The sequence below is a fragment of the Bradyrhizobium australiense genome (assembly GCF_013114825.1).
In the GTDB taxonomy this organism is placed as follows: Bacteria; Pseudomonadota; Alphaproteobacteria; order Rhizobiales; family Xanthobacteraceae; genus Bradyrhizobium; species Bradyrhizobium australiense.
In genome coordinates this window covers 106,912-129,345 of record NZ_JAAVLX010000015.1, presented here as the reverse complement: position 1 = coordinate 129,345, position 22,434 = coordinate 106,912, and the positions used below count along the sequence as shown (strand labels likewise).

The window sequence follows — 22,434 nt, the reverse complement described above, 5'->3', positions numbered from 1 at the left end:
TTTCCGCACCATGGTTACGACGCGCAAAGGGCGGCGCAGACCGTCGCCACCCCTGCCTTCCGCATCACCGGTTCTGTCTTTCGTAGCCCGAAGGCCCTTAAGCTTTGCTTAACCCTGTTTTTGCCGCCAAATCATGGATTTGGCGAGTCTTTTCGCGGGTCCGGCCAAGGCCGTCCGCATCATTTTTTGCGCGTCAGACACTTTTGCGGAACCGGCCCGAAAGCTCGCCAAAACCCTCGATCAGGGCCTCGGTGCCGTCGAGAGAGTCCAGCCGGGCGCCAACATCCTTCAGCCATGCCAGATTGGCCTCGCTGGTCTCTTCGGCCAATGCCAGCTCGGCATCTTTCTTCTCCCTAAGTAGGGCGTGCGTTTTCTGATGCAAGACAACGAGTTGCTGCCAAGTGGCCAAAACGTCCTCTCTGGCCGCGCCGGGGCGGGCGGCCCAGACCGCCATCGTCGTGATCGCCCGCTCAACCCGTTGAAGAACCTCGCCTAATCCGCGCGCTTCGAGATCGGCGCGCATTTTTTCGGCCTGCTCTTCGACGTCTGGGGAATGGTGATGGTCGTTGGCGAAGGCGGCGATAATGCCGGCGCGGAGCTTGTTGGCTTCGGGATGCGCCAGTTCCAGTGCGGCCACCTCCTCCAGATGATCGTGCAGCAGCCAGGGGTGATTGATCAGGGATTGCAGGATCAGGGCCTCGCGGCGGGACATCGCGCTGCGCTGGCCGCGCATGATCGGGCTGGTCGCAAGCTGGGGGCTCGCCGCCTGGTAGGGGCCGGGGGCGATTCCTGAGGCCGCCCCTGGCGGGCGGCCGCCGCGGGGGGCGAATCGGCCGGCCGGGCCGCCTCCGCGCGGGGCAAACGCGCGGGGTGATTCGGCCCGGCCGGTCCGGAAATTACCCCGGCCGTAGCCGCCGCGGCCGGCATCGGGCGCAAAGGTGCGCTGCAGGCGCTCGGCCAGATCCTGGCGGTAGTAGCGGCGCACGACCTCGTCGCGGATGCCGTTAGAGAGGTCGTTGATGCGCGCTTCCAGTGCCGCGCGCCGTTCAGGGGTTGCAAACGTGCCGCCCTCGATCTCGCGCGACCAGATCATGTCGGCGAGCCCGCGCGCGGCACCGATCACCTCTTCGATCGCGATGCGGCCGCCGGTGCGGGCGAGGTCGTCAGGGTCCTGCCCCTCCGGCAGCAGCGCAAAGCGCAGGCTTTTGCCGGGCGCGAGATTGGGCAGCGCGAGGTCGGCGGCGCGGTACGCTGCTTTCTGTCCGGCGCGGTCGCCGTCGAAGCAGAGAATCGGCTCATCCGCCATCTTCCAGAGCAACGCGAGCTGGTTTTCGGTCAAGGCCGTACCGAGCGGCGCCACCGCGCCGGCAAAGCCCGCGGTGACCATTGCGATAACGTCGACATAGCCTTCGACCACGATCAGCGGCGAGCCGTTATGCGTCGCCTGCCGCGCGGGGCCAAGGTTGTAGAGATTGTCACCCTTATGAAACAGCGGCGTTTCCGGCGAGTTCAGGTATTTTGCGGGGACGTCCTTTTCCAGCGCGCGGCCGCCAAAGGCGATGACGCGGCCTCTCGCGTCCGCGATCGGAAACATCACGCGGTCGCGGAAGCGATCGTAAGGAACGGGAATATCGTCGCCACCGACCAACAGCCCCGCTTCCACCATGTCCTCGGTGGAGATGCCATGTGAGCCAAGATGCTCCTTCAACGCAAAGCGCTCGCCCGGGGCATACCCTAAGCGAAACTGCAATTGCGTCGCCGGCGAAATGCCGCGGTCGCCGAGATAGCCGCGCGCCTTGGCGCCGTTGCGCGAGGCGAGCGTGTCGGCAAAGAATTTTGCCGCGAGTTCCATCACGTCGTGCAGCGTCTTGCGACGCTGCTCGTGGCGCGCGGCGTCAGGGGTCGCTACCGGCAACGGCAGGCCGGCCATCGCGGCCAGGCGCTCGACGGCCTCCGGAAACGAGACGCCTTCCGTCTCCATGACGAAGTCGAAAATGTTGCCGTGCTTTCCAGTAGAGAAATCGTGGTAAAATTGCTTCTGGTCGTTGACCGTGAAAGAGGGCGTCTTCTCCTGCTGGAACGGCGACAGTCCCTTGAATTCCCGCCCCGCCTTCTTCAACTTGACGCGCCGGCCCACGACTTCCGAAACCGGAAGCCGGGCGCGCAGTTCATCGAGAAATTGGGGCGTGAAGCGCATGGGTGAGTTTTTGCCGAGTCGCGGGGGGTATGCCAACCGATTAGGGATATAGGGATGGCGCGGTAAAATACGACGGTTAGTGGGTTTCTCGCCGCTATTCACAGCCCCTGACATTCCGGGGCACGCATTAGCGTGAACTATGGTGCGCAATTGCGCACCTGAGAATCTCGAGATTCCGGGTTCGCGTCTTCGACGCGCCCCGGAATGACAGCGTGAGCGCTTGAACCCCGCCCCGTTCCGCGCTTCCATGTCCGCATGTTCACGGTATTCCGGGGTGGCAGGAGCGGGGCGTGGCGGGTGACGCGGTTTGCGCCGGTCAAGGGCGCGGCGCTGTCGCCGACGCCGTCGCTGTCGGTCGTGCATTCACTGTCGATCGCGCTGCCGATCCTGCCCTCGCCGACCTCGTGGCGGCTGGCCGGCGTCGCCAGCTATCTGCGCTATACCGAGCGCGCCGAGAAGACGCAGCTTGATGCCGTGCGGGCGGAGATCGGCCGACCTGAGGCGATTTATGCCGCGCTGATCCCGATCAAGAAATCGGCGGCGTGGTGGGAGCTGACGCAGGAGGAGCGGCGGCAGATCTTTGAGGACAGATCGCACCACATTGCGGCGAGCCTGAAATACCTGCCGGCGATCGCCCGCCAGCTCTATCACAGTCGCGATCTCGGTGAGCCGTTCGATTTCCTGACCTGGTTCGAATACGCGCCCGCCCATGCGGAGGAATTCGAGGAGCTGGTCCGCACGCTGCGCGCGACCGAGGAATGGAAATATGTCGAGCGCGAGGTCGATATCAGATTGGAGCGCGAGCGGCTGGATGCGGGTTGATCGTTTCTCGTGCCGGATGCTGCGCAGCACGACTGCGATGCGCTGCTAGGCCGGGGCCCACTCGTGCGGCATAACAGAGCATGCGTCCCGGCTCTGCAGAGCAGCGCACTGGACGATGATTCGCATCGCCAGGAGCGCTGCACCGCGTCCGGGACACGGATGTCATTTCTCCAGAAATTTCCCCGAGGGGATCTGCGGCAGGCCGGTGACGGGCCAGTTGTAGACATAGGTCCACGCCTCGCCCGCGGTGCCGTCTTCCAGCGACAGCGGCAGCATGCGGCGGATGTACTCGGTCGGTTCCGGAAAGCCGGCGCCGCAGGCTTCATACATGTCGAGCTCACCGAGCAACGCGTCGCGATCGCGCAGACGATAGAGTTCGCCGAATACGACGTCGTTGGCGTCGTCCGACAGCACCAGCCCCGGATAATGCTTGATGAGATAGAGCCGGCCGCGGCAGGTGGCGGTGCCCAAAAAATCCGCACTGCGCGACAATAGCTGCGCCATCGGATGGTCGAAGCCGCGCATCAGCGTGCCGTAGACGAACAGTCGATCTGAAATCATGGCGTTCTATGTCATTGCGAGCGAAGCGAAGCAATCCATCGGGCCGCACGCGCAAGAATGGATTGCCCCGTCGCTTGCGCTCCTCGCAATGACGGAGCGGGACGTCAAGCCGGCACGACCTCCTCGCTGATGACGAAAAAATTCACAAGATCCATCCGGCCAAAACTCGTGGTCAGCGCGACGTCGGCAGCGTCACGGCCGGTGGCCATCAGGATGCGGCCAATGCGCGGCACGGTGTGGCGGGCATCGAAGGTGTACCACTGGCCGGAGAGATAGACCTGGAACCAGCCGGAGAAATCCATCGGCGCGGGTTCACGGGGCACGCCGATGTCGCCGAGATAGCCGGTGCAGTAGCGCGCCGGGATATTCATGCAGCGGCAGAAGGTCAGCGCCAGGTGCGCAAAGTCGCGGCAGACGCCGGCGCCCTCCGCGTAGACGTCGTGCGCCGACTTCATGTGATGGGCGTGCTGATAGCCGAAGCTGACGTGGTTGTGCACGAAGTCGACGATCGCCTGCACCCGCGCCCAGCCCGACGCTGTGTTGCCGAATAAAGACCAGGCAATATCGGTGAGCTTGTCGGTCTCGCAATAGCGGCTCGGCATCAAATATTGCAGCACTTCATCCGGCAATTGATCGATCGGCAGTTGCTGCGCAGTCGGCACCACAGCATCCGGCAGGCCGGAATCGCGCACCAGCGCGTCGCCGCGCAGCGTGACGCCGCCAGGGGGTGCGACCAGCCGGCCGCACACGTTGCCAAAGCTATCGCGGTAGAAGCCGATCGGCACATCGGGCTCTGCCATAATGCACTCGGTGCCGACGATGTCGGCAAAGCGCGACGGATGAATCGAGAGCATGATCACCATCGGCGTCGGCTGCATGGCCGCATAGGCGATTTCGAAGCCGACCCTGATCTCCATGGCTCAGACCCTTTCCGCCTGCCGTACCTCGTGCTGCGCTTCTGTCTCTTGGCCGGCCGAGACGACGTTGATGCTGACCTCCATCCCCGCGAAGGCGTCAGGCGAGCCGAGATAAGTGCCATGCAACGGGATTGCCTGGCGCGGATCGCGCGCCACCGCGACGCGAATGAGATCGCGGGTGCCGATAATGCCGTTGGTCGGATCGAACTCGATCCACCCCGCGCTCGGCAGATAGACCTGCACCCAGGCGTGCGTCGAGCCGCCGCCGACATGACCATGCGCGCCGTCGCCGGGAATGAAGATGTAGCCGGAGACGAAGCGCGCGGCGATGCCGAGCCGGCGCAGCGCCTCGATCATGAACAGCGCATAGTCCCGGCAGGTGCCGGAGCCGGTCTGCAGCGTGTCGAGCGGATGCTGCGTGCCCTGCTCATGGCGTTTGCGATAGGTAAAGGCCTCGCGGATGCCATGCGTCATGCCGCTCAGGATATCGAAAGTCGGCGTCGGTCCCTCGGCATCGAGGAATTGTCGCGCCCATGCCGACAGTTCACCGTTGGGATCGCCATATTGCGGCGAGACGAACTGCAGCAGGTCGGGGAATTCCTCGTCGTCGTAGAGAAACGGATAGAAATAGGCGGGATCATCCGGCGTCAGCGCGAACTCTTCCGCCGGATTGTGCTCGACGGTGGCGGTTGCCGTGAACGACAAGGTGTCGGCGCGCTCATCAAAGATCGCGATCGCCACGGTATTGCCGAACACGTCGTGGATCCAGCGCAACGACATCGGCTTCGGTTCGATCTCGAGCTCGCTTGCGCGAATCCGCAGGTCATGGCCCGGCAGCGGGCGCAGCATGATGCGGTGCTCACCGAACGCGACCGGGCGGGTGTAGCGATAAACGGTCTTGTGGTTGATGGTCAGGAGCGGTATCGTCAAACAATCATCGATTCTGGTAGGTCTGATCTAGGCCGAATCCTGCTCAATTGTAGGTCGGGGTGCCGCTTCGATAGGCAGTACTTTAAGGAAAACGCTTTGGACGCCGCCGCCGACACACCCCTCCTTCTCAGCTCCGAAGATGTTCGTCCGGTCTGCGAATTCAACGCCGGGGGACGTTCGCCGTTCCTGTTGACCTGCGACCATTATGGACGCCTGATTCCGCGCGTGCTCGGCGACCTCGGCCTGCCCGAGAGCGAGCTAACCCGCCACATCGCCTGGGACATCGGCATTGCCGGCGTCGCGGAGGCACTCTCAAAACATCTCGACGCGCATCTGATCGTGCAGCGCTACTCGCGGCTCGTCCTCGACTGCAACCGCCCGCCCCATGTCGCAAGCTCGATCCCGCGCATCAGCGAGGCGACGACGATCCCGGCCAATGAGGGCATTTCGCGGGAGGCCGCGGAAATGCGGCGCGCGCAGATCTTCGATCCCTATCACCGGCGCATCGACGAGATCATCGACCAGCGCGGCAGCGCAGGCATGCCGACGGTGCTGGTGTCGCTGCACAGCTTTACGTCCATCTATGCCGGGATCGCGCGGCCCTGGCATATCGGTACGCTCTATCACCGCGACACGCATCTGCCGCCGCTCTTGCTGCAACTGCTGCGCGCCGAGGGCGATCTCGTGGTCGGCAACAACGAGCCTTATGCGGTCAGCGACGAGACCGACTACACGATTCCCGTCCATGGCGAGGCGCGCGGGCTGATGAATACGGGGATCGAGATCCGTCAGGATTTGATCAGCGATGTGGCCGGCGAGAAGGCGTGGGCGGAACGGCTGGCGCGGATTCTTGGTGAGACTGAAACCATGCTGCGCGCGCGGCAATTGCTGTCCGCCTAGCCGTGCACCGCAGCATAATACGCGATGCCCCAGATAAACGTGACGGACGCCCAGAGTATCCAGATCTGGCTAGCGCGAGGCTCCAGCACGGCTTCCGACGGATTAAGCGGATTGACGAAGACTTTGACTTTGGCGCCGGTGGGATATTTTCGGGCGAAGCGCTCCACCAGGCCCCTCGACGTCGAGGAGACCTTGCCGCCGAGGCTGGCGTGCTCGCTGATATAATCGATGCCGTTGAAGCGATACGCGAAGGAAACCTTGGACTGGAACGTGAGCTGGCTGCGTTCGGCGGGCTCCGACGGCGCGGACATGAATTGTTCGAGGCCCGATGATTTGATGGTGCCGGGCACGACCGGCCATTTCCTCGCCAGCGAAGCCTGGCGCTGCAGTGCCAGCCCGAACAGTGCAATCAGAAATCCGAACGCGCTCATGGCGACGACAAACGGCGACACTTTGGGGTTCGTGAGATGTTTCGATGCGAATTCGGTCAGCTGATGCAGGCCGAAGGCCGAGCCGAACACGATCGCCAACACGATCGCCGTTCCGTTCCGAGGCAGCCCCATAGGCCCTTCGGCAGGTCGCGCTCCAGAACCGCCTCGTGCGGGTGCAGGGGATTGTAGTAGACCATCACGATGCCGCCGACGGGATATTTCGCGATGGTCTCGGCGACCTGAAAATTCCCGCGATCTTCACCGATACTCACGCGGTTGTTGCGCAGTTTTTTGCCGGCGACGGAATACTCGTAGACGATGTTGGCGAAGTTGCGCTGTTCGATCCGATGCCTGTCCTGGCGGTCGCTGTCGATCACTTCGACGTCGCGCACTTCCGCCTTTGAGATCACGACCTTGCCCGGAGCCGACGGCCAATCGCGGGCCGCGCTTACCTGCAGGCTCTTGTACGCGGCTGCGACCAGAATCAGCCCAAGCGGCGCCAGCAGCATGGCATAGACGAACCACGGCAGATCAGGCACGAAATTCTCCCCCAGAACGGGCGGGAAATCCGCCCCGTTCCTCAGACGGGCCGAGGCCACGAATGGTTCAATTGGCGGGAAAGACTACCGCGCCCGCGTCAGCGCCAGCCAGATACCGCCGCCGATCATGAAGCCGCCGGAGACGCGCGATAGCAGCCGCGTCCGCTGCTTGGAGAAGAACATTCGCGCGCGGCCGGCCAGCAGCGCGTAGATCGCGTCGGTCGACGCCGCGATCACCATGAAGGTGACGCCGAGCAGCGCCACCTGCGGGAAGTGGTCCTTCTCCATGTCCATAAACTGCGGAATGAACGCGCCGAAGAACACCAGCACCTTCGGATTAGAAAGCAGCACCAAAAGACCCTGCAGGAAAAATCCGCCGCGCGGCGGCGGTGGCGGCTCGTCGCCGCTGACGCCTTCCACCGGCGACCAGATTAGCTTGATGCCGAGCCAGATCAGATAGGCCGCGCCGGCAAAGCGCACCCAATCGAACCAGTAACCCATCGTCGCCATCAGCGAAGTGAGCCCGACTGCGACAATGCCGATCACGATGGCAAGACCGGTTTGAGCACCGGCGCAATTGATCAGCGCCGCGCGCGTGCCGTGCCGCAGGCCGTTCGCGATCAGCAGCGTGACCACGGGGCCCGGCAACAGCGCCAGCGCAATGCAGGCAGCGACGAAGGCGAGATAGACCTGAAGGGACATGGGGAGAACTCGGTGGGAGAGCGGTTACGTCATTATGCATGCGGGAGACAGAGATGGAAGTCACGCTCTTTAGAACGGCCGGACGACGGCCTATGCCTCTCCCCGCACGCGGGGCGAGGTTGAGAACGAGCACCGCCTCACCGCCCGTCCATCGCAGCCGTTATCCAGCCCGTCATCTCGTTCGTCGCCAAAAACTCCAGCGCCGCGCCCCGCATGTTGGGCACATCGCCCTTGCCGTGCGCGACTGCGACCAGCAGATCGCAGCGGCGCGAGACCGCTATTCCGATGGCGGCGCGCCGCGAACCGTCGGACATCTTGAGATCATAGGCCCTGATCCGGCCGGGCATGTCGGCGACCCGAACGACCTCGCCCGGCGCGAGCGGCGCAAAATGCTCGCTCATCAAATCGAGATCGGCGACGCCGTCCACCTCGTCATCGTCGGCGACGCCACGGTCGCAATTGCAGAAACCCATCTTCGGCCGCACATAGATCGCGACATCGCCGCCGCATGCATCGCAGCGGAACGCCTTGCCGGCAGGCCAGCCGTCGCGCGGGAACAGCCAGGCGATTTCCCGCCATCCGCCTTCCCGTTCGTCCTGGCGCGGCGCGACGTGCTGGTAGGCCGCGGCGCCCGACAAGGCACCGAGCACCACGGCCGCAACGACAATGACCGGCCAGCGCCGCATCGCCGGCACCCTCACGGTAGGCCGGCGACCGAGCGCGCCGGGCCGGTCAATTCCAGAATGTGCAGGCCGGTGTTGGCGCGGTCGACGATATAGATGTAGCCGCGCTCGTCAGTTTCGACATTGTTGGTCTGGATCGCGACCTTGCAGCGATCCTTGCCGTCGATCCTGACGCAGCGCTTGTCGGTCGCCGCCGTGATCGCCGGAATGAAGTAGCCGACTTCCCTGGGATGATAGGGATCGCGAATGTCGAGCGCGCGGACGCCGGCATTGAAGAAGGCGATGAAGGCCATCTTCTTGTAGAAGACCGGCGCCATGCTCTCGTTAGAAGAATGCGCGCCGAACCGCCCGCCCCGCTCGCAGAATGTCCCGCTCGCCTCCGGCACCGTGTAGCTCGAAATCATCATCGGCCGGTTCTCGATCGTGACGTCTGCGAACCACACCATCTGCCGCGGCTCGTTGCATTCGTTCAAAATCGCCTCATCGACGATCATCACGATGTCGCGGGTCTTGCCGTCCTTGTCGCGCGCGAATTCCGCGATCGGCATGCCCGGCATCGGAAATGTCGTATGCGCGCCGTTGAATGCCGACATCGGCAGCCGTGCAATTTCGGGGAGCCGCAGATTGTCCGCGGTCGGCTCCTTCGGTCCGTTGAGCAGTTTGTCGCGGTCGACGATCTGCAATATCCCGCCCTTGTTGGTGCCGTAGCCGAAATAGACCCGGTTGCCCGAAGGTCCCGTCGAAATCGGCCCGTGCAGTTCGGTCGGCACCGCGCCGGTCGAGCCCGGCTCCTGGCCGGGAAGACCGAAATCGCGGATCTTTTGCGGATGCGCGGGATCAGCGAGATCATAGACTTGCGTCATGCGGCGCGTGCGCCAGTCCGGCGCGCCCGACACCAGGAAGGCGATGCCGGTGTCGCACTCCCACCAGCTCTTGTGTGTGTCCTTCAATCCCGCAATCCGCGTGATCAGCACGGGATTGGCGGGATCGGCGACGTTCCAGATCTCATGCGCCTCGCCGCCGAAGGTCCGCAGCATATAGACCGCATTGCGATCGCCCTTCGGCAGCGCCTTGCCGTCGCAAATTCGCACCATCTGCGCGCCGCCGCGTTCATACTTGCCCTCCTGACCCGGAAGGTGGCGCAGATATTTCGGCTGTGAGGGATCGGTCACGTCGACCATCGACGTGCCGTTCGGCTCGGCCTTGCCGGTCTGCGGGTTGACCGGCGCCGGAATCTCGTCGCTGCCGCCGTGATGGCCGATATAGGCGATCCAGCGCTCGCCCTGATGATGGATGGTGGGCTGATAGGCGCTGCGCGCCTGCAGGTCACTGGTTCCAACCAGCTTCATGTTGAGCGCTTCGGGCGGCGCGCCGATCACCTGTTGCTGCGCGTAAGAGATCCCTGTGCCTGCGAGAAAATAGATCGCGAAACAGGCTGCGAATTTAAGGCGACCGCTCATGTTCCACCCCCGACTGTTCAAAACCAATCTGCGTTGGCTGAGGACACGGTAACACAGCCTTGGGCTGCACTCCAAAGCACACCCTTGACATGCAACCAATTGGTTGCCTATTATCGTTGGCATGGATGAAGTGTTCAAAGCGCTTGCCGATGCGTCGCGGCGCTCGCTGCTGGACAGGCTTCACGCCAAAAACGGACAGACGCTCAACGAACTATGTGACGGGCTTGCGATGACGCGACAGGCCGTCACCAAGCACCTTGGGATTCTCGAGGCGGCCAACCTCGTCACGACGCTCAAACATGGCCGCGAGAAGCTGCACTACCTTAATCCGGTTCCGATCCATCAGATCGGCGAGCGGTGGATCAGGAAATTCGAGCGCGGGAAACTCGCCGCGCTCTCTGAGTTGAAACGGCAGTTGGAGAAGCGTGATGAGTAAGCCTGAATTCGTCTACGTCACCTACATCGAGACCACGCCGGAGACATTGTGGGAGGCGCTGACGTCCAGCGAACTCTCCAAGCGCTACTGGTTCGGCACCGAAGTGAACTCGGACTGGAAGGTCGGTTCGCCCTTTGCGCTGGTCACCGACGGCAAGACCACCGATACCGGCAAGATTCTCGAAGCCGATCGCCCGCGGCGCCTGTCCTACACGTTCAAGCATGAGCTCTACGAGATCATGCGCGAGGAGCCCGCGACGAAGGTCACCTTCACGATCGAGCCATACGGCAATCTCGTGAAGCTGACGGTGACGCATGAAGGCTTCGTCGAGGGCAGTAAGCTGGTGGGCGCCATCTCAAGCGGATGGCCGGCGATCCTGTCCGGCCTGAAGACTGTACTTGAGACCGGAAAGCCGCTTGCGATCCCGCGAGCGGCGCTCGGCAAGGAATAATCCACCCGGTCATGAAGATCTATCGAAGGACCAGACCCGACATGAAGATCGAGCAATTCAAGCCGGCGATCGTCTACACGATCTATATCGCCTCCACGCCTGAGAAGGTCTGGGAAGCGCTGACCAGGGCCGAGTTCAGCCGGCAATATTTCTCCGGCCAGGCGGTCGAGGTCGATCTCAGGGTCGGCGGCGCCTTCATCATGCGCACGCCGGACGACGCCCTGCACATCTCGGGCGAGGTGATCGAGTGCGAACCGCTGCGGAAGCTCACCGTCACCTTCAACGTCAACTGGCCGGCGCTAGTGGAAAAGCTCGGGCCGACGCTGGTGACCTACGAAATCGAGCAGGCCGGCGATGTGGTCAAGCTGACGATGCTGCAATCGCATGACCGGGAGATCAGCGACGACATCCTGTCCGGCGGACGTACAGGCTGGCCCGCGATCCTCTCTAGCCTGAAAAGCCTGCTGGAGACCGGCAACGCGCTGGCGATCAAGATGCAACCGCCGGAACGGATGCTGGCCGCTCTGAAGGAAATGGGGATCGGGACGCCGTAACAATGTCGTCCCTGCGAACGCAAATGACGCTGGAGGTGTGAGGAGCTAGCCCCTCACACCACCGGCGCAATGATCCGGCGATAGAGGTGCCACGTGGCATGCCCGAGCACCGGCAGTGTCGCCGCACCACCGGATCGACCTTTCCAGAGATTCCCTCATGATTTGGGCATTGGAGCCGGTCTATGCGGTCAGCATGTTGACCTTGGTCAGGTTCGTCCGGGCAGATGCTCTCTCCCCGCCCTTTAGCAGATAGATTCGCTTGTCAGGAACGGGACACGAGCAGAAGGGCCACGACAAGATTCGTCACGAACAACATCGCATCAATGACAAAAATTCTGAGCATCGGGCCTTTCAACACGGGCCAATATGCCACCCCGATGCGTCCGCCGCGCAACAGGACCGGAAGGTTGTAGGCGAATTGGCTGAAGTGACACGCGGCGAAGAACAGGAACAATGCCAGCTGCGCGTCATGCGCCTGAAAGAAGGGCGGCCGTAACAGCAGCAGATACAACGACAGAAGGCCGATCGGCAGATTGATCCCGCCCAAAAACGCCACGCTGGCCGATAGGGTTGGCGCAATCGGATTTCCGCGCTCCTCCCGCGGTACCAGTATCTTCAGCGTATTGCTCTGAGCAATGCTGAACTGGATGAATGCGGCGCCGAACCAGAGCGTGTTGAGGAGCAGGGCGAAATCCGAAAATCGCATGGCTACTTTCCGTAGAAGGCCTCGCTACGCACCACACGACCGGCACTGTCGAAGTCCATGAACTCGCTGGCGCGCGTGTCGCCGAGTTGCCACCAGACCGTCAGGCGCGCGATCGTATCGTCCCAGCTCCAGCTCAAAACTTTCAGATCCGCGCTCTTGATGCCGCCGTAAGCCTTCTGCCAGTAGGCGCGAATGTTCTCGGCGCCCACGACCACCGGCGACTCCGTCAGTTTCAGTGCCAAGGGGCTGCGCATCTCTGCGTCCTCGGCAAGATGCGAGACGACAGCGTCGATATCGACTTTGCACCAGTTCGCGCACCACGCCTCGACGAAGCGTGCCACGGCCGCCCGGTCCATTACCTGTCCGCTCATGCTCGCGCCCTCCCTCGGTGCACTGCCGGGAAGATGACACAGGGCAACTTTAACGTCAACCATGTTGACATGAGGGCCGGTCAGTTGTTGTCGGCGATGACCCTCATGACGGCCATCCACGCGGCAGCACCGGCTGGGCCGACGCGATCAAACGCTTCGCGCAGGACCTTGCGCTCGTAGCCCGACGCCCGTTGCTCAATTTGTTTTCCTGCTTCTGTCAGCCGCAGCAATTTGGAGCGATGCTGTTCGGACGACCGCTTCGATGTCAGCAGTTTACGCTGCAGCAACAGGTTAAGCGGCCGGTTCACGGCTTGCTTGGATATTCCGAGGATCTCGATCAGCGAGCCGATCGAAATGTCGGGCTGTCGCGCCACAACGTAGAGAATGCGATGATGCGGGCGTGACAGGCCGAGAGTCGCAAGATACTGGTCGGCCGAGAGCGTCATCCCGCGCCAGCCATAATACATGAGCTCCAGCGCCGCATCCAAATCGTGGAGCTTCTTGAGCGAGGCGCGGTGCAGGCCCGCGGCGTGAGAAGCAGTTTTTTGCATTGGCCCATCGCATCCAATCTACCGACGAAAATTACCCCAGCGCCCGCAGCTCGCGCCGCAGCACCTTGCCCGTGGCCGTCATCGGCAGCGTTTCCGCGAACTGCACGAAGCGCGGGTATTCGTGGGCGGCGAGTTGCACCTTGACGAACTCCTGGATTTCGCGCGCCAGCGCGTCGCTTGGTGCAAAGCCCGGACGCAGCACGATCCAGGCCTTGATGGATTCAGTGCGGATCGGATCGGGTATGCCGACCACCGCCGACATCGCCACCGCCGGATGCTTCATCAGCGTGTGCTCGATTTCCGACGGGCCGACGCGATAGCCGGCGGTGGTAATCACGTCGTCCTCGCGGCTGACGTACCAGAAATAACCGTCCTCATCCTGCACGCCGAGATCGCCGGTCAGCAAGAATTCGCCGGCGTATTTTTTTGCAGTCGCTTCCGGGTTCTTCCAGTATTCGATCATGGTGCAGGGACAGGGCTGGCGCACGCCGATGATGCCGCGTTGCCCACGCGGCAATTCCTCGCCCTTGTCGTTGACGATGCGGACGTCGAAGCCCGGCGTCGCCTTGCCCATCGAGCCGGGGCGGATCGGAAACAAGTTTGAATTGCTGCCGATCACGAGATTGCACTCGGTCTGGCCGAACACTTCGTGTGCGTCGATGCCGAAGGTCTCGCGCACCCAGTCCAGCAGCTCGCCGCCAAGCGATTCACCGCCGGTGAAAATGCTGCGCAGTTTTACACCGGGGTTCTTCACGTCCGCCTGACGCATCAGTTTCAGCGCGGTCGGCGGAAGAAACGTGTTGCGAATGCCGAGCTCGGCCATCATCGTCATCGCCGCCTGCGGCTCGAATTTGCGCGCGCGGTGACCGACCAGGGGAATGCCGTGATACCAGAACGCCAGCAGCGCGTTGATCAGCCCGCCGATCCAGGCCCAGTCGGCCGGTGTCCACATCATGTCGCCGGGCCGTGGCAAGAAGTTGTGGCACATCTCGACATTCGGGAGATGGCCGAGCACGACGCGATGCGCATGCAGCGCACCTTTCGGATTCCCTGTGGTGCCCGAGGTGTAGATGATCAAGGCCGGATCATCGGCCGAGGTATCGACGGTCGGGAACGCTTCGTCCGCCGCCTCGATCGCTGGCCAGAACGGCTTTGCACCAGCATGCGCGATGCTGGTGGTGACATAGATGTCCTGAAGATAAGGCAGCCGGTCGCGAATTTTCGTGAGCTTCTCCCAGCCAGCCTCGTCGGTAATGATGGCCCTGGCGCCGGAATTCGACAGTCGAAATTCCAGCGCATCCTCGCCGAACAGCGCGAACAGCGGGATCGAGATCAAGCCCGAACGAAACGCCGCGAGGTGCGCGATCGGCAGTTCCAGCGACTGCGACAGAAACACCGCGACGCGGTCTCCGCGCACCAGCCCGTCGGCCTTCAGCACATTGGCAAAACGGCGCGACATCTCGGCGAGCTCATCGAACGAGGTACGCGTCGTAGCGCCGTTCTCGTCGACGTAAATCAGCGCTAGACGGTTGGTGCCATCCGCATGGCGGTCGCAGCACGCGGTCGCCATGTTGAAGCGATCGGGAATGTCCCAGCGGAAGTTGCGGTAGAGCTCGTCGTAGGTCGAGGCTTCGGTAAGCATGGCCCTGGTTATTTCCTCTCGTCATGGCCGGGCAAAAGCGCCAACGGGTACGGGGCGACGCCCGGCCCGATGACAGATTAAGCGGGTCTTCGCATCAAAAGTCCCGGCCATCCACGTTCTTGGTGCTTACCGCGAGTTTAAAGACGTTGATGCCCGGGACAAGCCCGAGGATGACGTGGAGCGACGTTTTGTAGCCTGACTTAAGGCGCTCGCGCCTTCTCCATCGCAAGCTCTGCCTCAAGACTCGCGATGTCCCGATAGATCGAGACGACCGCCAGCACGCGGCCGTTACGCTTGTACTGCAGCAGGCAATCCTTGCCGGCGATGTCGCCGTCGACGGTAATTTCGTCCCATTTCTCGGCATGACCGACATAGTTGATCGGCACATCGTAGTGCTGGCTCCAGAAAAACGGCACCGCATGGAACGGCTCGCGCTGCCCAAGCATGTTCCGCGCGGCGGTCTGGCCCTGACGCTCGGCCACCACCCAATGTTCTACGCGAATGGTTTCAAGAGAATGCGGATCGGGCCAGCGCGCAATATCGCCCGCGGCGTAGATGCCGGGGACGCTGGTTTCCAGATAGGCATTGACAGTGACTCCCCGATCGATCGCCAGCCCCGCGTTCTCAGCCAATTCAAGGCGCGGACGCACGCCGACGCCGACCACCACGACATCGGCGTCAATCGCGCCGCCGCTTTTCAGCGTCGCGCGGTTACCGTCGATTGCGGTTACGGTGTCGCCGAGATGGAATATAACGCCGTGCTCTTCATGCAGGGCGCGGACGAAGTCGCCCAGCTCGGGCCCCAGCACGCGCTCCATCGGCCGCTGCTCCAGCCCGACGACATGGACCTCGATACTTCTGGCGCGCAACGAGGCCGCGACTTCGAGCCCGATGAAGCTCGCGCCGATCACGACCGCGCGTCGCGCGCCGCCGGCCAATGCAATGATTGCGCGGGAATCGGCCAACGAGCGCAGCACGTGCACATGCGGCTGGTCGGCACCGGGTATAGGTAAACGTACCGGCTCCGCACCAGTCGCAAGCAGCAAGCGGTCGTAGGGGATCGTCTCGCCGCCTGATGTGACGACATGGCGCGCGTCGACATCGATTGACGTGACCTCAGTGCTGAGCCGCAGGTCGACCTTCGCTTCGGCATAGAAATCATCCGGCCGTAACGGCACCCAGTCCTCCGGCGCGCTGCCGGCGAGATAGTCTTTTGACAGGTTCGGCCGGTCTACCGGCGCCGCCGCCTCGTTGCTCAGCATCACGATGCTGCCGCGATAGTCCTGCCGCCGCAGCATCTCGGCTGCGGCAAAGCCCGCCGCACCACCGCCGACGATCACGATCCGGCCAGGCGCCTCGATCGCGCCCTTCACCCGCGGCTTGGGCTGCTCGCGCTTTTCCCGAACGAAGATGCGGTCGCCTTGCTGCTCGACCTTCCAGACTGCGACCGGATTGAGCGCCGGAGCGCGGATCGCTTCGCCCGTGCGCAAGTCGAAGCAGGCATGATGCCAGGGACAACGGATGCCCTCGCCGGTCACGAGGCCCTCCGCGAGCGGCCCATGATAATGGGTGCAATGGGCGCCGACCGCGAACATCTCCGATCCCGAGCGCACCAGAAGCACTTCATCGTCGCCGACATGGCCGAGCAACATCTGGCCCGCGAATTCGGACGGGGCTACGCCCTTTGACAGATCGGGACCGGCGGGCGGCGCTTGCGGATCGGCCATGTCTTCCTCCGCTGTTCTTGCTCCGCTCTCGGTGCGCTATGTCGCCATTCCCAAGAATTCCTGGCGGGTCAGCGCGTTGTCGCGAAAGCAGCCCAGCATGCGGCTGGTCACGAGATCGGTGTCCGGCTTGTGCACGCCGCGCGTCGTCATGCAGTGATGCGTCGCCTTGATAATGACGCCGACCCCTTGCGGTTCCAGCACATCATTGATGGTGTTGGCGATCTGCGCGGTCATCTTTTCCTGAATCTGCAGGCGCCTGGCGTAGACGTCGACAACGCGCGCCAGCTTGCTGATGCCGACCACGCGGCCATTTGGAATGTAGGCCACCCAGGCCTGGCCGATGATCGGCGCCATGTGATGCTCGCAGTGGCTCTCGAAACGGATGCCACGCAGCACGATCATCTCGTCATAGCCTTCGATCTCTTCGAAGGTCTTCTTCAAGATCTCGACGGGGTCCTGACCGTAGCCTGAAAAGAATTCCTCGAACGAGCGCGTCACGCGCGCCGGCGTGTCGCGCAGGCCATCCCGATCGGGATCTTCGCCGGTCCATCGAATGATGGTGCGCACGGCCTGTTCGACCTCGGCTCTATCGGGACTTTGGACCTGGGACCGTGACACTCTTGCGCGATCCAGTGCATGTACGCTCGGACTCATTGAGATGCCTTTCCACGATGTTTGCCAACGGAGCTTGAACCCATTGGATGTTGCGTCGTACGAAAGGTTCCGAGGAAAAATTATCCGGTCAGCGCCGTCTTCACCAGGCCGCTGGCCTTGCCAAAATCCATTTGCCCCGCGAATTTTGCGCGCAGCACGCCGATCACCTTGCCCATGTCCTTCATGCCGGCGGCGCCGGTCTCGGCGATCGCGGCCGAGATCGCGGCCTTCACCTCGTCGTCCGACATCTGCTTCGGCAGATAGGCGGAGATCACGGCGATCTCCTCGCGCTCCTGCGCGGCCAGCTCGGCGCGGCCGCCCTTGTCGTAGAGTTCGACCGACTCCTGGCGCTGCTTGATCATCTTCTGCAGCACGCCGAGCACATCTGCGTCCGACAGCGGCGGCTTGCCCTGGCCGCGCGCATCGATATCGGCATTCTTGATGGTCGAATTGACCATGCGCAGCGTGGAGAGCTTGCGCTCGTCCTTCGCCCTCATGGCGTCCTTGACCGCGTTGTTGATGTCGTCGCGCAGCATGGTTGCCTCACTGAGAATGGTGCCGCCGGAAGGCCCTTGGTCTATCGGAAGATTCCGCGTCTATATAGGGGCTGCGCGGCCCACGCTATTGGCCTTCCGGTGCGATCCGCCAGGGGCCGACGAGGCAGAACGGGGAGTCTCGGCACCGAACTGTCCTCCCGTTTCGGCCGGATTTGGCCGAAAACCGCAGAACCAGCGGATATGGCTGTCAAATATGCGTAAATGATGTGAATCTCCGGCTTTCTTGGCCTTCCGGCTTTGACGCGCGGGGGCGCTTGCGACTATGAAGTGCGCTCATGACAACATCTGATAACGCCTCAGCCTGGCCGGACCATAAACCGACCGCGCTCCTCGTGCTTGCCGATGGTACCGTGCTGGAGGGCTTTGGCCTCGGCGCGGAAGGCCATGCCGTCGGCGAGGTCTGCTTCAACACCGCAATGACCGGATATGAGGAGATCCTCACCGATCCCTCCTATGCCGGGCAGCTCATCACCTTCACCTTCCCGCATATCGGCAATGTCGGCACCAACGAGGAAGACATCGAGACGGTGAACATGGCGGCAACGCCCGGCGCGCGCGGCGTGATCCTGCGCTCGGCGATTACCGATCCCTCGAACTACCGCGCCACCAAGCATCTCGACCGTTGGCTGCGCGCCCGCGGCATCATCGGGCTGTCCGGCATCGATACCCGCGCACTGACGGCGCTGATCCGCTCAAAGGGCATGCCGAACGCGGTAATTGCGCATGCCAAGAACGGCGAGTTCGACCTGCATGGCCTGAAGGAAGAGGCGCGTGAATGGCCCGGCCTCGAAGGCATGGATTTGGTGCCGATGGTGACCTCGGGCCAGCGCTTCACCTGGGACGAGACGCCGTGGACCTGGCAGCAGGGTTTTGGCCGGCAGAACGGGCCTGAATTCAACGTGGTCGCGATCGACTACGGCATCAAGCGCAACATCCTGCGCCTGCTCGCCGGCGAAGGCTGCAAGGTCACCGTGGTGCCGGCGACGACCTCGGCCGAAGACATTCTGGCGATGAAGCCGGACGGCGTGTTTCTTTCCAACGGCCCAGGCGATCCGGCCGCGACCGGCAAATACGCCGTGCCCGTGATCCAGCAGGTGATTGAATCGGGCACGCCGACCTTCGGCATCTGCTTGGGTCACCAGATGCTGGGGCTCGCCGTCGGCGCCAAGACCAAGAAGATGCATCAGGGCCATCACGGCGCCAACCATCCGGTCAAGGACGAGACCACCGGCAAGGTGGAGATCACCTCCATGAACCACGGCTTTGCGGTGGACCAGGACACGCTGCCCGAGGGCGCGACGCAGACCCACATCTCGCTGTTCGACGGCTCCAATTGCGGCATCGAACTCAAGGGCAAGCCGGTATTCTCCGTGCAGTATCACCCCGAAGCCTCCCCGGGCCCGCGCGACTCGCACTATCTGTTCAAGCGGTTTGCGGATCTGATGCGGGCGAACAAGCGGGCGTAGTAGAATTCTCGTGCCCCCGATGCTGCGCAGCGCCGTAAGCGCGTTTACGCGCGTCTTCGACGCGCTATGGCGGTGCGCTGCTAATCCAGGGCCCAAGTTCTCCATCCCGGAAAATAGGTCCCGGCTCTGCGGAGCAGCGTTGCCGGACGATGCTTCGCATCGCCTGGGCTGCACCGCGTCCGGGACACGACGCGGGCGTCGGCGCCACGGGCCGGCTGCTCGCGCATGCGACGGCGACGTGTCCGGTTTTCGAGATTTCAAAGGGAACGTGACGCGCTGAACGCGGTTTGAAGGTGTAAATTGTCAGACCTCATCCCTGAGAAGCCGCGTAGCGGCGTCTCGAAGGATGAAGCCACCAGCCGGGCCTCATGGTTCGAGGCGCGCTACGCGCTCCTCACCATGAGGGTCTGGCGGTTGCTGCCCTTTGCGGAGAGCAAGCCATGCCCGTCGTCAGCGCTGATATCGAGCCGCTCACTTTCGTCTTCGAGGACGATGGCCTCGTTCCCAACAATCCCCTGCCGTTCCTGGTCTACAAAGGGGCGGTCGACGTCGCCAACGATCACCCGGAAAAGACCATCGAGGGGCTGTTCGGCGCCAATGGCTGGGGCGCGATGTGGCGCAACGGCGTCTACGACTACGTGCACTACCACGCTACGGTGCATGAGGCGCTCGGCGTCGCCCGCGGCCGCGCGCGGGTTCGCTTCGGCGGCAACCGCGGCAAGGAACTCGAGATCACGCCCGGCGATGTGGCCATCCTGCCCGCGGGCACCGGGCATCAATGCGTGTTCGCGAGCCCCGATTTCTGCGTGATCGGCGCCTATCCGCCGGGACCGCCGATGCAGATCACGCGGCCGACGCCGGAGAACCATGCCAAGGCCTTGAAGACGATCCCGGAAGTGAAGCTGCCGAAGAGCGATCCGGTGCGGGGCGAAGATGGACCGCTGGTGAGATTGTGGCAGCGCCGTTGATACGGTGCATTGACGAAACGCCAGTGCGTTCGCGCATTACCAACATTTAATCGGATCGAGCCAGAACCCGCCGTAACCAATCACGCGCGTTCGAGTTTCCTCACAAATAATATTTGATTGTTTCGGCGCCTAAAAGCGCCGCGGCCGGAGGTTGGCCATGACCGATACCACGATCCCCGCAAACCAGCTCTCTCCTTCCGAGCATCTCGTCCAGCTTCGTCGCGCCGTTCTCGCGTCCACGATCGGCACGGCAATCGAGTGGTACGACTTCTTTCTCTACAGCACCGTCACGGGGCTGGTTTTCGCGAAACTCTTCTTTCCGCAATCGGATGCATGGGTCGGCACGCTTGAAGCCTTCGCAATCTATGCCGTTGGCTTCGTGGCGCGGCCGGTTGGCGCGGCGATCTTCGGGCATTACGGCGACCGCATCGGCCGCAAGTCGACGCTGATTGCGACCCTGCTGCTGATGGGGCTGGCCACCTTCGCCGTGGCGCTGGTTCCGACTTACGAGAAGATCGGAATTTGGGGCGCCGTGCTGCTGACGATCCTCCGTTTCATCCAGGGCGTCGGCGTCGGCGGGGAATGGGGCGGCTCGGTATTGATGTCCATGGAATGGGCGCGCAGCGACAGGTCGCGCGGCTTCATCGCCTCCTGGCCGCAATTCGGCGTGCCGTGTGGACTGTTTCTCGCCAACCTGGCGGTCCTGGCCTTCAGTCAAATGTCCGGCGACCAGTTCCTCAGTTGGGGCTGGCGGGTGCCATTCCTGCTGAGTCTGATTCTAGTGGGCGTAGGACTGTATATCCGGCTCGGCATTCTGGAGACGCCGATATTCGCCAAGCTCGTGGCCGAGCAACGGGTTGAGAAGACGCCCATTTTGGAAGTCATCAGGCGCCAGCCGAAGGAGATATTATTGTCTGCCTTCGCGCGGATGGCCGAACAAGCCCCCTTCTACATCTTCACCGCCTTCATCTTCTCGTACGGGACCGGCACGCTGCACGTGTCCCGCGACTTCCTCTTGACCGCGGTGCTGTCGGCCTCGGTGGTCTCGTTCTTCTCGATCCCGTATTTCGGGCATCTCTCCGACCGGATCGGCCGCAAGAACATGTATATGATCGGCGCCGTCGTGACCGGCATATTCGGCTTCATCTATTTCGGCATGGTCAACACCGGCGTCACGGCCATCATCTTTCTGGCCATCGTGCTGTCGCTCATTCCCCACGACATGATGTATGGGCCGCAGGCTGCGTTGATCGCCGAAAGTTTTACGGGCCGCCTGCGCTACAGCGGCGCCTCGCTCGGATACCAGCTTGCGTCCGTGATCGCCGGCGGCCCCGCTCCCCTGATCGCTGCCTGGCTGTTCGGGACCTACCACACGTCCTACGCCATCGCGGGCTACATCGCGGCCTGCGCGGTGATCTCCCTGATTGCGACCGCCCTCATGACTGATCGCACCGGCGCGAGCATTACACGCGAATATGACGAGACTGGTGCAACAGACGGGCAGCGGCTCGCCCACTGAGCCGCTGCCCATTCGCCAATCCAATCCGACGACGGCCACTCACGCTACGTTGGCGCTTTCCTGGCGGCTGGCCTCGAACAGGAACCAGGTGCGACGCTCGGTCTCGTCGATGAAGGTCTCGAGCAGGCCCGCCGTGCCGGAATCCTCGTGCTCGTCGGCGAGCTTGTGTGCCTTGCGCATCGCCGCCGCCACATGCTTGTTGTCTTCCATCAGTTCGCGCAGCATTTCGCGGGGCGGCACGTAGGCCTCGTTATTGTCCTTGATGGTCTGCAGCTTGGCGACCTGCCCGATCGAGCGCAGCGTGGTACCGCCAAGCTTGCGCACCCGTTCAGCGAGTTGGTCAGTGGTGGCGAAGATCGCTTCCGACTGCTCATCCAGCATAAGGTGATAGTCGTGGAAATGCCGGCCGCTGACGTGCCAGTGGAAGTTCTTGGTCTTCAGATAGAGCGCAAACGCGTCCGCCAGCAGCGTATTGAGCGAGGCCGAGATCTTGTCCACGGCGGCCGGCGGCAGGTCGGTCGGCGTATCGAGGTCGGGAGATACCTTATCGGATTTTTGGCTGGTTTTGCTCACGTTGAACCTTCCTGTTAGGAATTGGGCAGACGGCATTGGCAGGGAGCGCCGAGCCGTCTAACGCCCCACCTACGTACCGGTTCCGTTGCCGGAACCCCCAGTTTTGCCGGACCTGAC

Annotated in this window: 25 protein-coding genes; 8 read left to right on the top strand and 17 right to left on the bottom strand. The window is 62.9% G+C overall.

The genetic code is table 11. The features are described 5' to 3' along the window. Window positions 1-193: 193 nt before the first annotated feature. Complete coding sequence (gene dnaG / locus HCN58_RS33110; protein ID WP_171583538.1) at window positions 194-2,197, bottom strand: DNA primase; 2,004 nt, start codon at window positions 2,195-2,197, stop codon at window positions 194-196. Between the two features lie 255 nt (window positions 2,198-2,452). Between dnaG and HCN58_RS33105 the strand changes: the two genes are divergently transcribed. Beyond that, window positions 2,453-3,019, top strand: a complete 567-nt coding sequence (locus HCN58_RS33105; RefSeq protein ID WP_171583537.1) for a chlorite dismutase family protein — start codon at window positions 2,453-2,455, stop codon at window positions 3,017-3,019. A gap of 162 nt (window positions 3,020-3,181) precedes the next feature. Here the strand turns inward: HCN58_RS33105 and HCN58_RS33100 are convergent, their stop codons facing one another. The 3 genes from HCN58_RS33100 to HCN58_RS33090 form a co-directional block, all read right to left on the bottom strand. Then, on the bottom strand, window positions 3,182-3,580 hold the full coding sequence (locus HCN58_RS33100) for a gamma-glutamylcyclotransferase family protein (protein WP_171583536.1): 399 nt from the start codon (window positions 3,578-3,580) through the stop codon (window positions 3,182-3,184). Between the two features lie 104 nt (window positions 3,581-3,684). Continuing rightward, window positions 3,685-4,497, bottom strand: a complete 813-nt coding sequence (locus HCN58_RS33095) for a transglutaminase-like domain-containing protein (RefSeq protein WP_171583535.1) — start codon at window positions 4,495-4,497, stop codon at window positions 3,685-3,687. A 3-nt stretch (window positions 4,498-4,500) separates the two neighbouring features. Continuing rightward, on the bottom strand, window positions 4,501-5,421 hold the full coding sequence (locus HCN58_RS33090) for a transglutaminase family protein (RefSeq protein WP_171583555.1): 921 nt from the start codon (window positions 5,419-5,421) through the stop codon (window positions 4,501-4,503). Between the two features lie 102 nt (window positions 5,422-5,523). On the opposite strand from HCN58_RS33090, the gene HCN58_RS33085 reads away from it, so the two are divergent. After that, the gene (locus HCN58_RS33085; RefSeq protein ID WP_171583534.1) at window positions 5,524-6,327 is read left to right on the top strand and encodes an N-formylglutamate amidohydrolase; all 804 of its coding nucleotides are present in this window, start codon (window positions 5,524-5,526) and stop codon (window positions 6,325-6,327) included. On the opposite strand, the gene HCN58_RS36350 is transcribed toward HCN58_RS33085, so the two are convergent. The 5 genes from HCN58_RS36350 to HCN58_RS33065 form a co-directional block, all read right to left on the bottom strand. Then, on the bottom strand, window positions 6,324-6,860 hold the full coding sequence (locus HCN58_RS36350; protein WP_311966930.1) for a DUF3592 domain-containing protein: 537 nt from the start codon (window positions 6,858-6,860) through the stop codon (window positions 6,324-6,326). The genes HCN58_RS33085 and HCN58_RS36350 overlap by 4 nt on opposite strands. Beyond that, window positions 6,815-7,297, bottom strand: a complete 483-nt coding sequence (locus tag HCN58_RS36345) for a DUF3592 domain-containing protein (RefSeq protein WP_311966929.1) — start codon at window positions 7,295-7,297, stop codon at window positions 6,815-6,817. Before HCN58_RS36345 ends, HCN58_RS36350 begins: the two co-directional genes overlap by 46 nt. Before the next feature lie 84 nt (window positions 7,298-7,381). Continuing rightward, entirely contained in the window at window positions 7,382-7,999 is a 618-nt protein-coding gene (locus tag HCN58_RS33075; protein WP_171583533.1) for a LysE family translocator, read from the bottom strand. Window positions 8,000-8,136: 137 nt separating this feature from the next. Next, entirely contained in the window at window positions 8,137-8,685 is a 549-nt protein-coding gene (locus HCN58_RS33070) for a hypothetical protein (RefSeq protein ID WP_171583532.1), read from the bottom strand. 11 nt (window positions 8,686-8,696) lie between these two features. Further along, window positions 8,697-10,142 carry an LVIVD repeat-containing protein gene (locus HCN58_RS33065; protein WP_210266268.1) on the bottom strand — a complete coding sequence of 482 codons (1,446 nt, stop codon included), beginning with the start codon at window positions 10,140-10,142 and terminating at the stop codon, window positions 8,697-8,699. Window positions 10,143-10,263: 121 nt separating this feature from the next. Here HCN58_RS33065 and HCN58_RS33060 point away from each other — a divergent pair, with 121 nt between their 5' ends. From HCN58_RS33060 to HCN58_RS33050, 3 genes are read left to right on the top strand one after another with little or no spacing between them, the layout of a single operon-like run. Beyond that, window positions 10,264-10,578, top strand: a complete 315-nt coding sequence (locus HCN58_RS33060; RefSeq protein WP_171583553.1) for an ArsR/SmtB family transcription factor — start codon at window positions 10,264-10,266, stop codon at window positions 10,576-10,578. Continuing rightward, window positions 10,571-11,029 (top strand): SRPBCC family protein, encoded by a 459-nt coding sequence (locus HCN58_RS33055; protein ID WP_171583531.1) that lies wholly within the window; start codon window positions 10,571-10,573, stop codon window positions 11,027-11,029. The genes HCN58_RS33060 and HCN58_RS33055 overlap by 8 nt, the downstream gene beginning before the upstream one ends. Before the next feature lie 41 nt (window positions 11,030-11,070). Further along, window positions 11,071-11,583 (top strand): SRPBCC family protein, encoded by a 513-nt coding sequence (locus HCN58_RS33050; protein ID WP_171583552.1) that lies wholly within the window; start codon window positions 11,071-11,073, stop codon window positions 11,581-11,583. Window positions 11,584-11,845: 262 nt separating this feature from the next. Here the strand turns inward: HCN58_RS33050 and HCN58_RS33045 are convergent, their stop codons facing one another. The 7 genes from HCN58_RS33045 to HCN58_RS33015 all read right to left on the bottom strand — a co-directional run bounded on the left by HCN58_RS33045 (window position 11,846) and on the right by HCN58_RS33015 (window position 17,770). Beyond that, window positions 11,846-12,289, bottom strand: a complete 444-nt coding sequence (locus HCN58_RS33045; protein ID WP_171583530.1) for a hypothetical protein — start codon at window positions 12,287-12,289, stop codon at window positions 11,846-11,848. A 2-nt stretch (window positions 12,290-12,291) separates the two neighbouring features. Beyond that, window positions 12,292-12,660, bottom strand: a complete 369-nt coding sequence (locus HCN58_RS33040) for a YybH family protein (RefSeq protein WP_171583529.1) — start codon at window positions 12,658-12,660, stop codon at window positions 12,292-12,294. A gap of 80 nt (window positions 12,661-12,740) precedes the next feature. Further along, a complete protein-coding gene (locus tag HCN58_RS33035) occupies window positions 12,741-13,211 on the bottom strand; it encodes a MarR family winged helix-turn-helix transcriptional regulator (protein ID WP_171583528.1) in 471 nt (156 codons plus the stop codon). A gap of 31 nt (window positions 13,212-13,242) precedes the next feature. Next, the gene (locus HCN58_RS33030) at window positions 13,243-14,853 is read right to left on the bottom strand and encodes an acyl-CoA synthetase (protein WP_171583527.1); all 1,611 of its coding nucleotides are present in this window, start codon (window positions 14,851-14,853) and stop codon (window positions 13,243-13,245) included. Between the two features lie 200 nt (window positions 14,854-15,053). Beyond that, complete coding sequence (locus HCN58_RS33025) at window positions 15,054-16,580, bottom strand: FAD-dependent oxidoreductase (protein ID WP_171583526.1); 1,527 nt, start codon at window positions 16,578-16,580, stop codon at window positions 15,054-15,056. A 36-nt stretch (window positions 16,581-16,616) separates the two neighbouring features. Further along, complete coding sequence (gene folE, locus HCN58_RS33020) at window positions 16,617-17,234, bottom strand: GTP cyclohydrolase I FolE (RefSeq protein ID WP_171583525.1); 618 nt, start codon at window positions 17,232-17,234, stop codon at window positions 16,617-16,619. Between the two features lie 80 nt (window positions 17,235-17,314). Further along, window positions 17,315-17,770 carry a GatB/YqeY domain-containing protein gene (locus tag HCN58_RS33015; RefSeq protein ID WP_171583524.1) on the bottom strand — a complete coding sequence of 152 codons (456 nt, stop codon included), beginning with the start codon at window positions 17,768-17,770 and terminating at the stop codon, window positions 17,315-17,317. Window positions 17,771-18,066: 296 nt separating this feature from the next. On the opposite strand from HCN58_RS33015, the gene carA reads away from it, so the two are divergent. The 3 genes from carA to HCN58_RS33000 all read left to right on the top strand — a co-directional run bounded on the left by carA (window position 18,067) and on the right by HCN58_RS33000 (window position 21,744). Continuing rightward, window positions 18,067-19,257, top strand: coding sequence for a glutamine-hydrolyzing carbamoyl-phosphate synthase small subunit (gene carA / locus HCN58_RS33010; RefSeq protein ID WP_171583523.1), 1,191 nt, complete (start codon window positions 18,067-18,069; stop codon window positions 19,255-19,257). Window positions 19,258-19,697: 440 nt separating this feature from the next. Continuing rightward, on the top strand, window positions 19,698-20,225 hold the full coding sequence (locus HCN58_RS33005; protein WP_171583522.1) for a cupin domain-containing protein: 528 nt from the start codon (window positions 19,698-19,700) through the stop codon (window positions 20,223-20,225). Window positions 20,226-20,382: 157 nt separating this feature from the next. After that, entirely contained in the window at window positions 20,383-21,744 is a 1,362-nt protein-coding gene (locus HCN58_RS33000; protein WP_171583521.1) for an MFS transporter, read from the top strand. Between the two features lie 39 nt (window positions 21,745-21,783). On the opposite strand, the gene HCN58_RS32995 is transcribed toward HCN58_RS33000, so the two are convergent. Next, entirely contained in the window at window positions 21,784-22,317 is a 534-nt protein-coding gene (locus HCN58_RS32995) for a ferritin-like domain-containing protein (RefSeq protein ID WP_311966928.1), read from the bottom strand. Window positions 22,318-22,434: the final 117 nt, after the last annotated feature.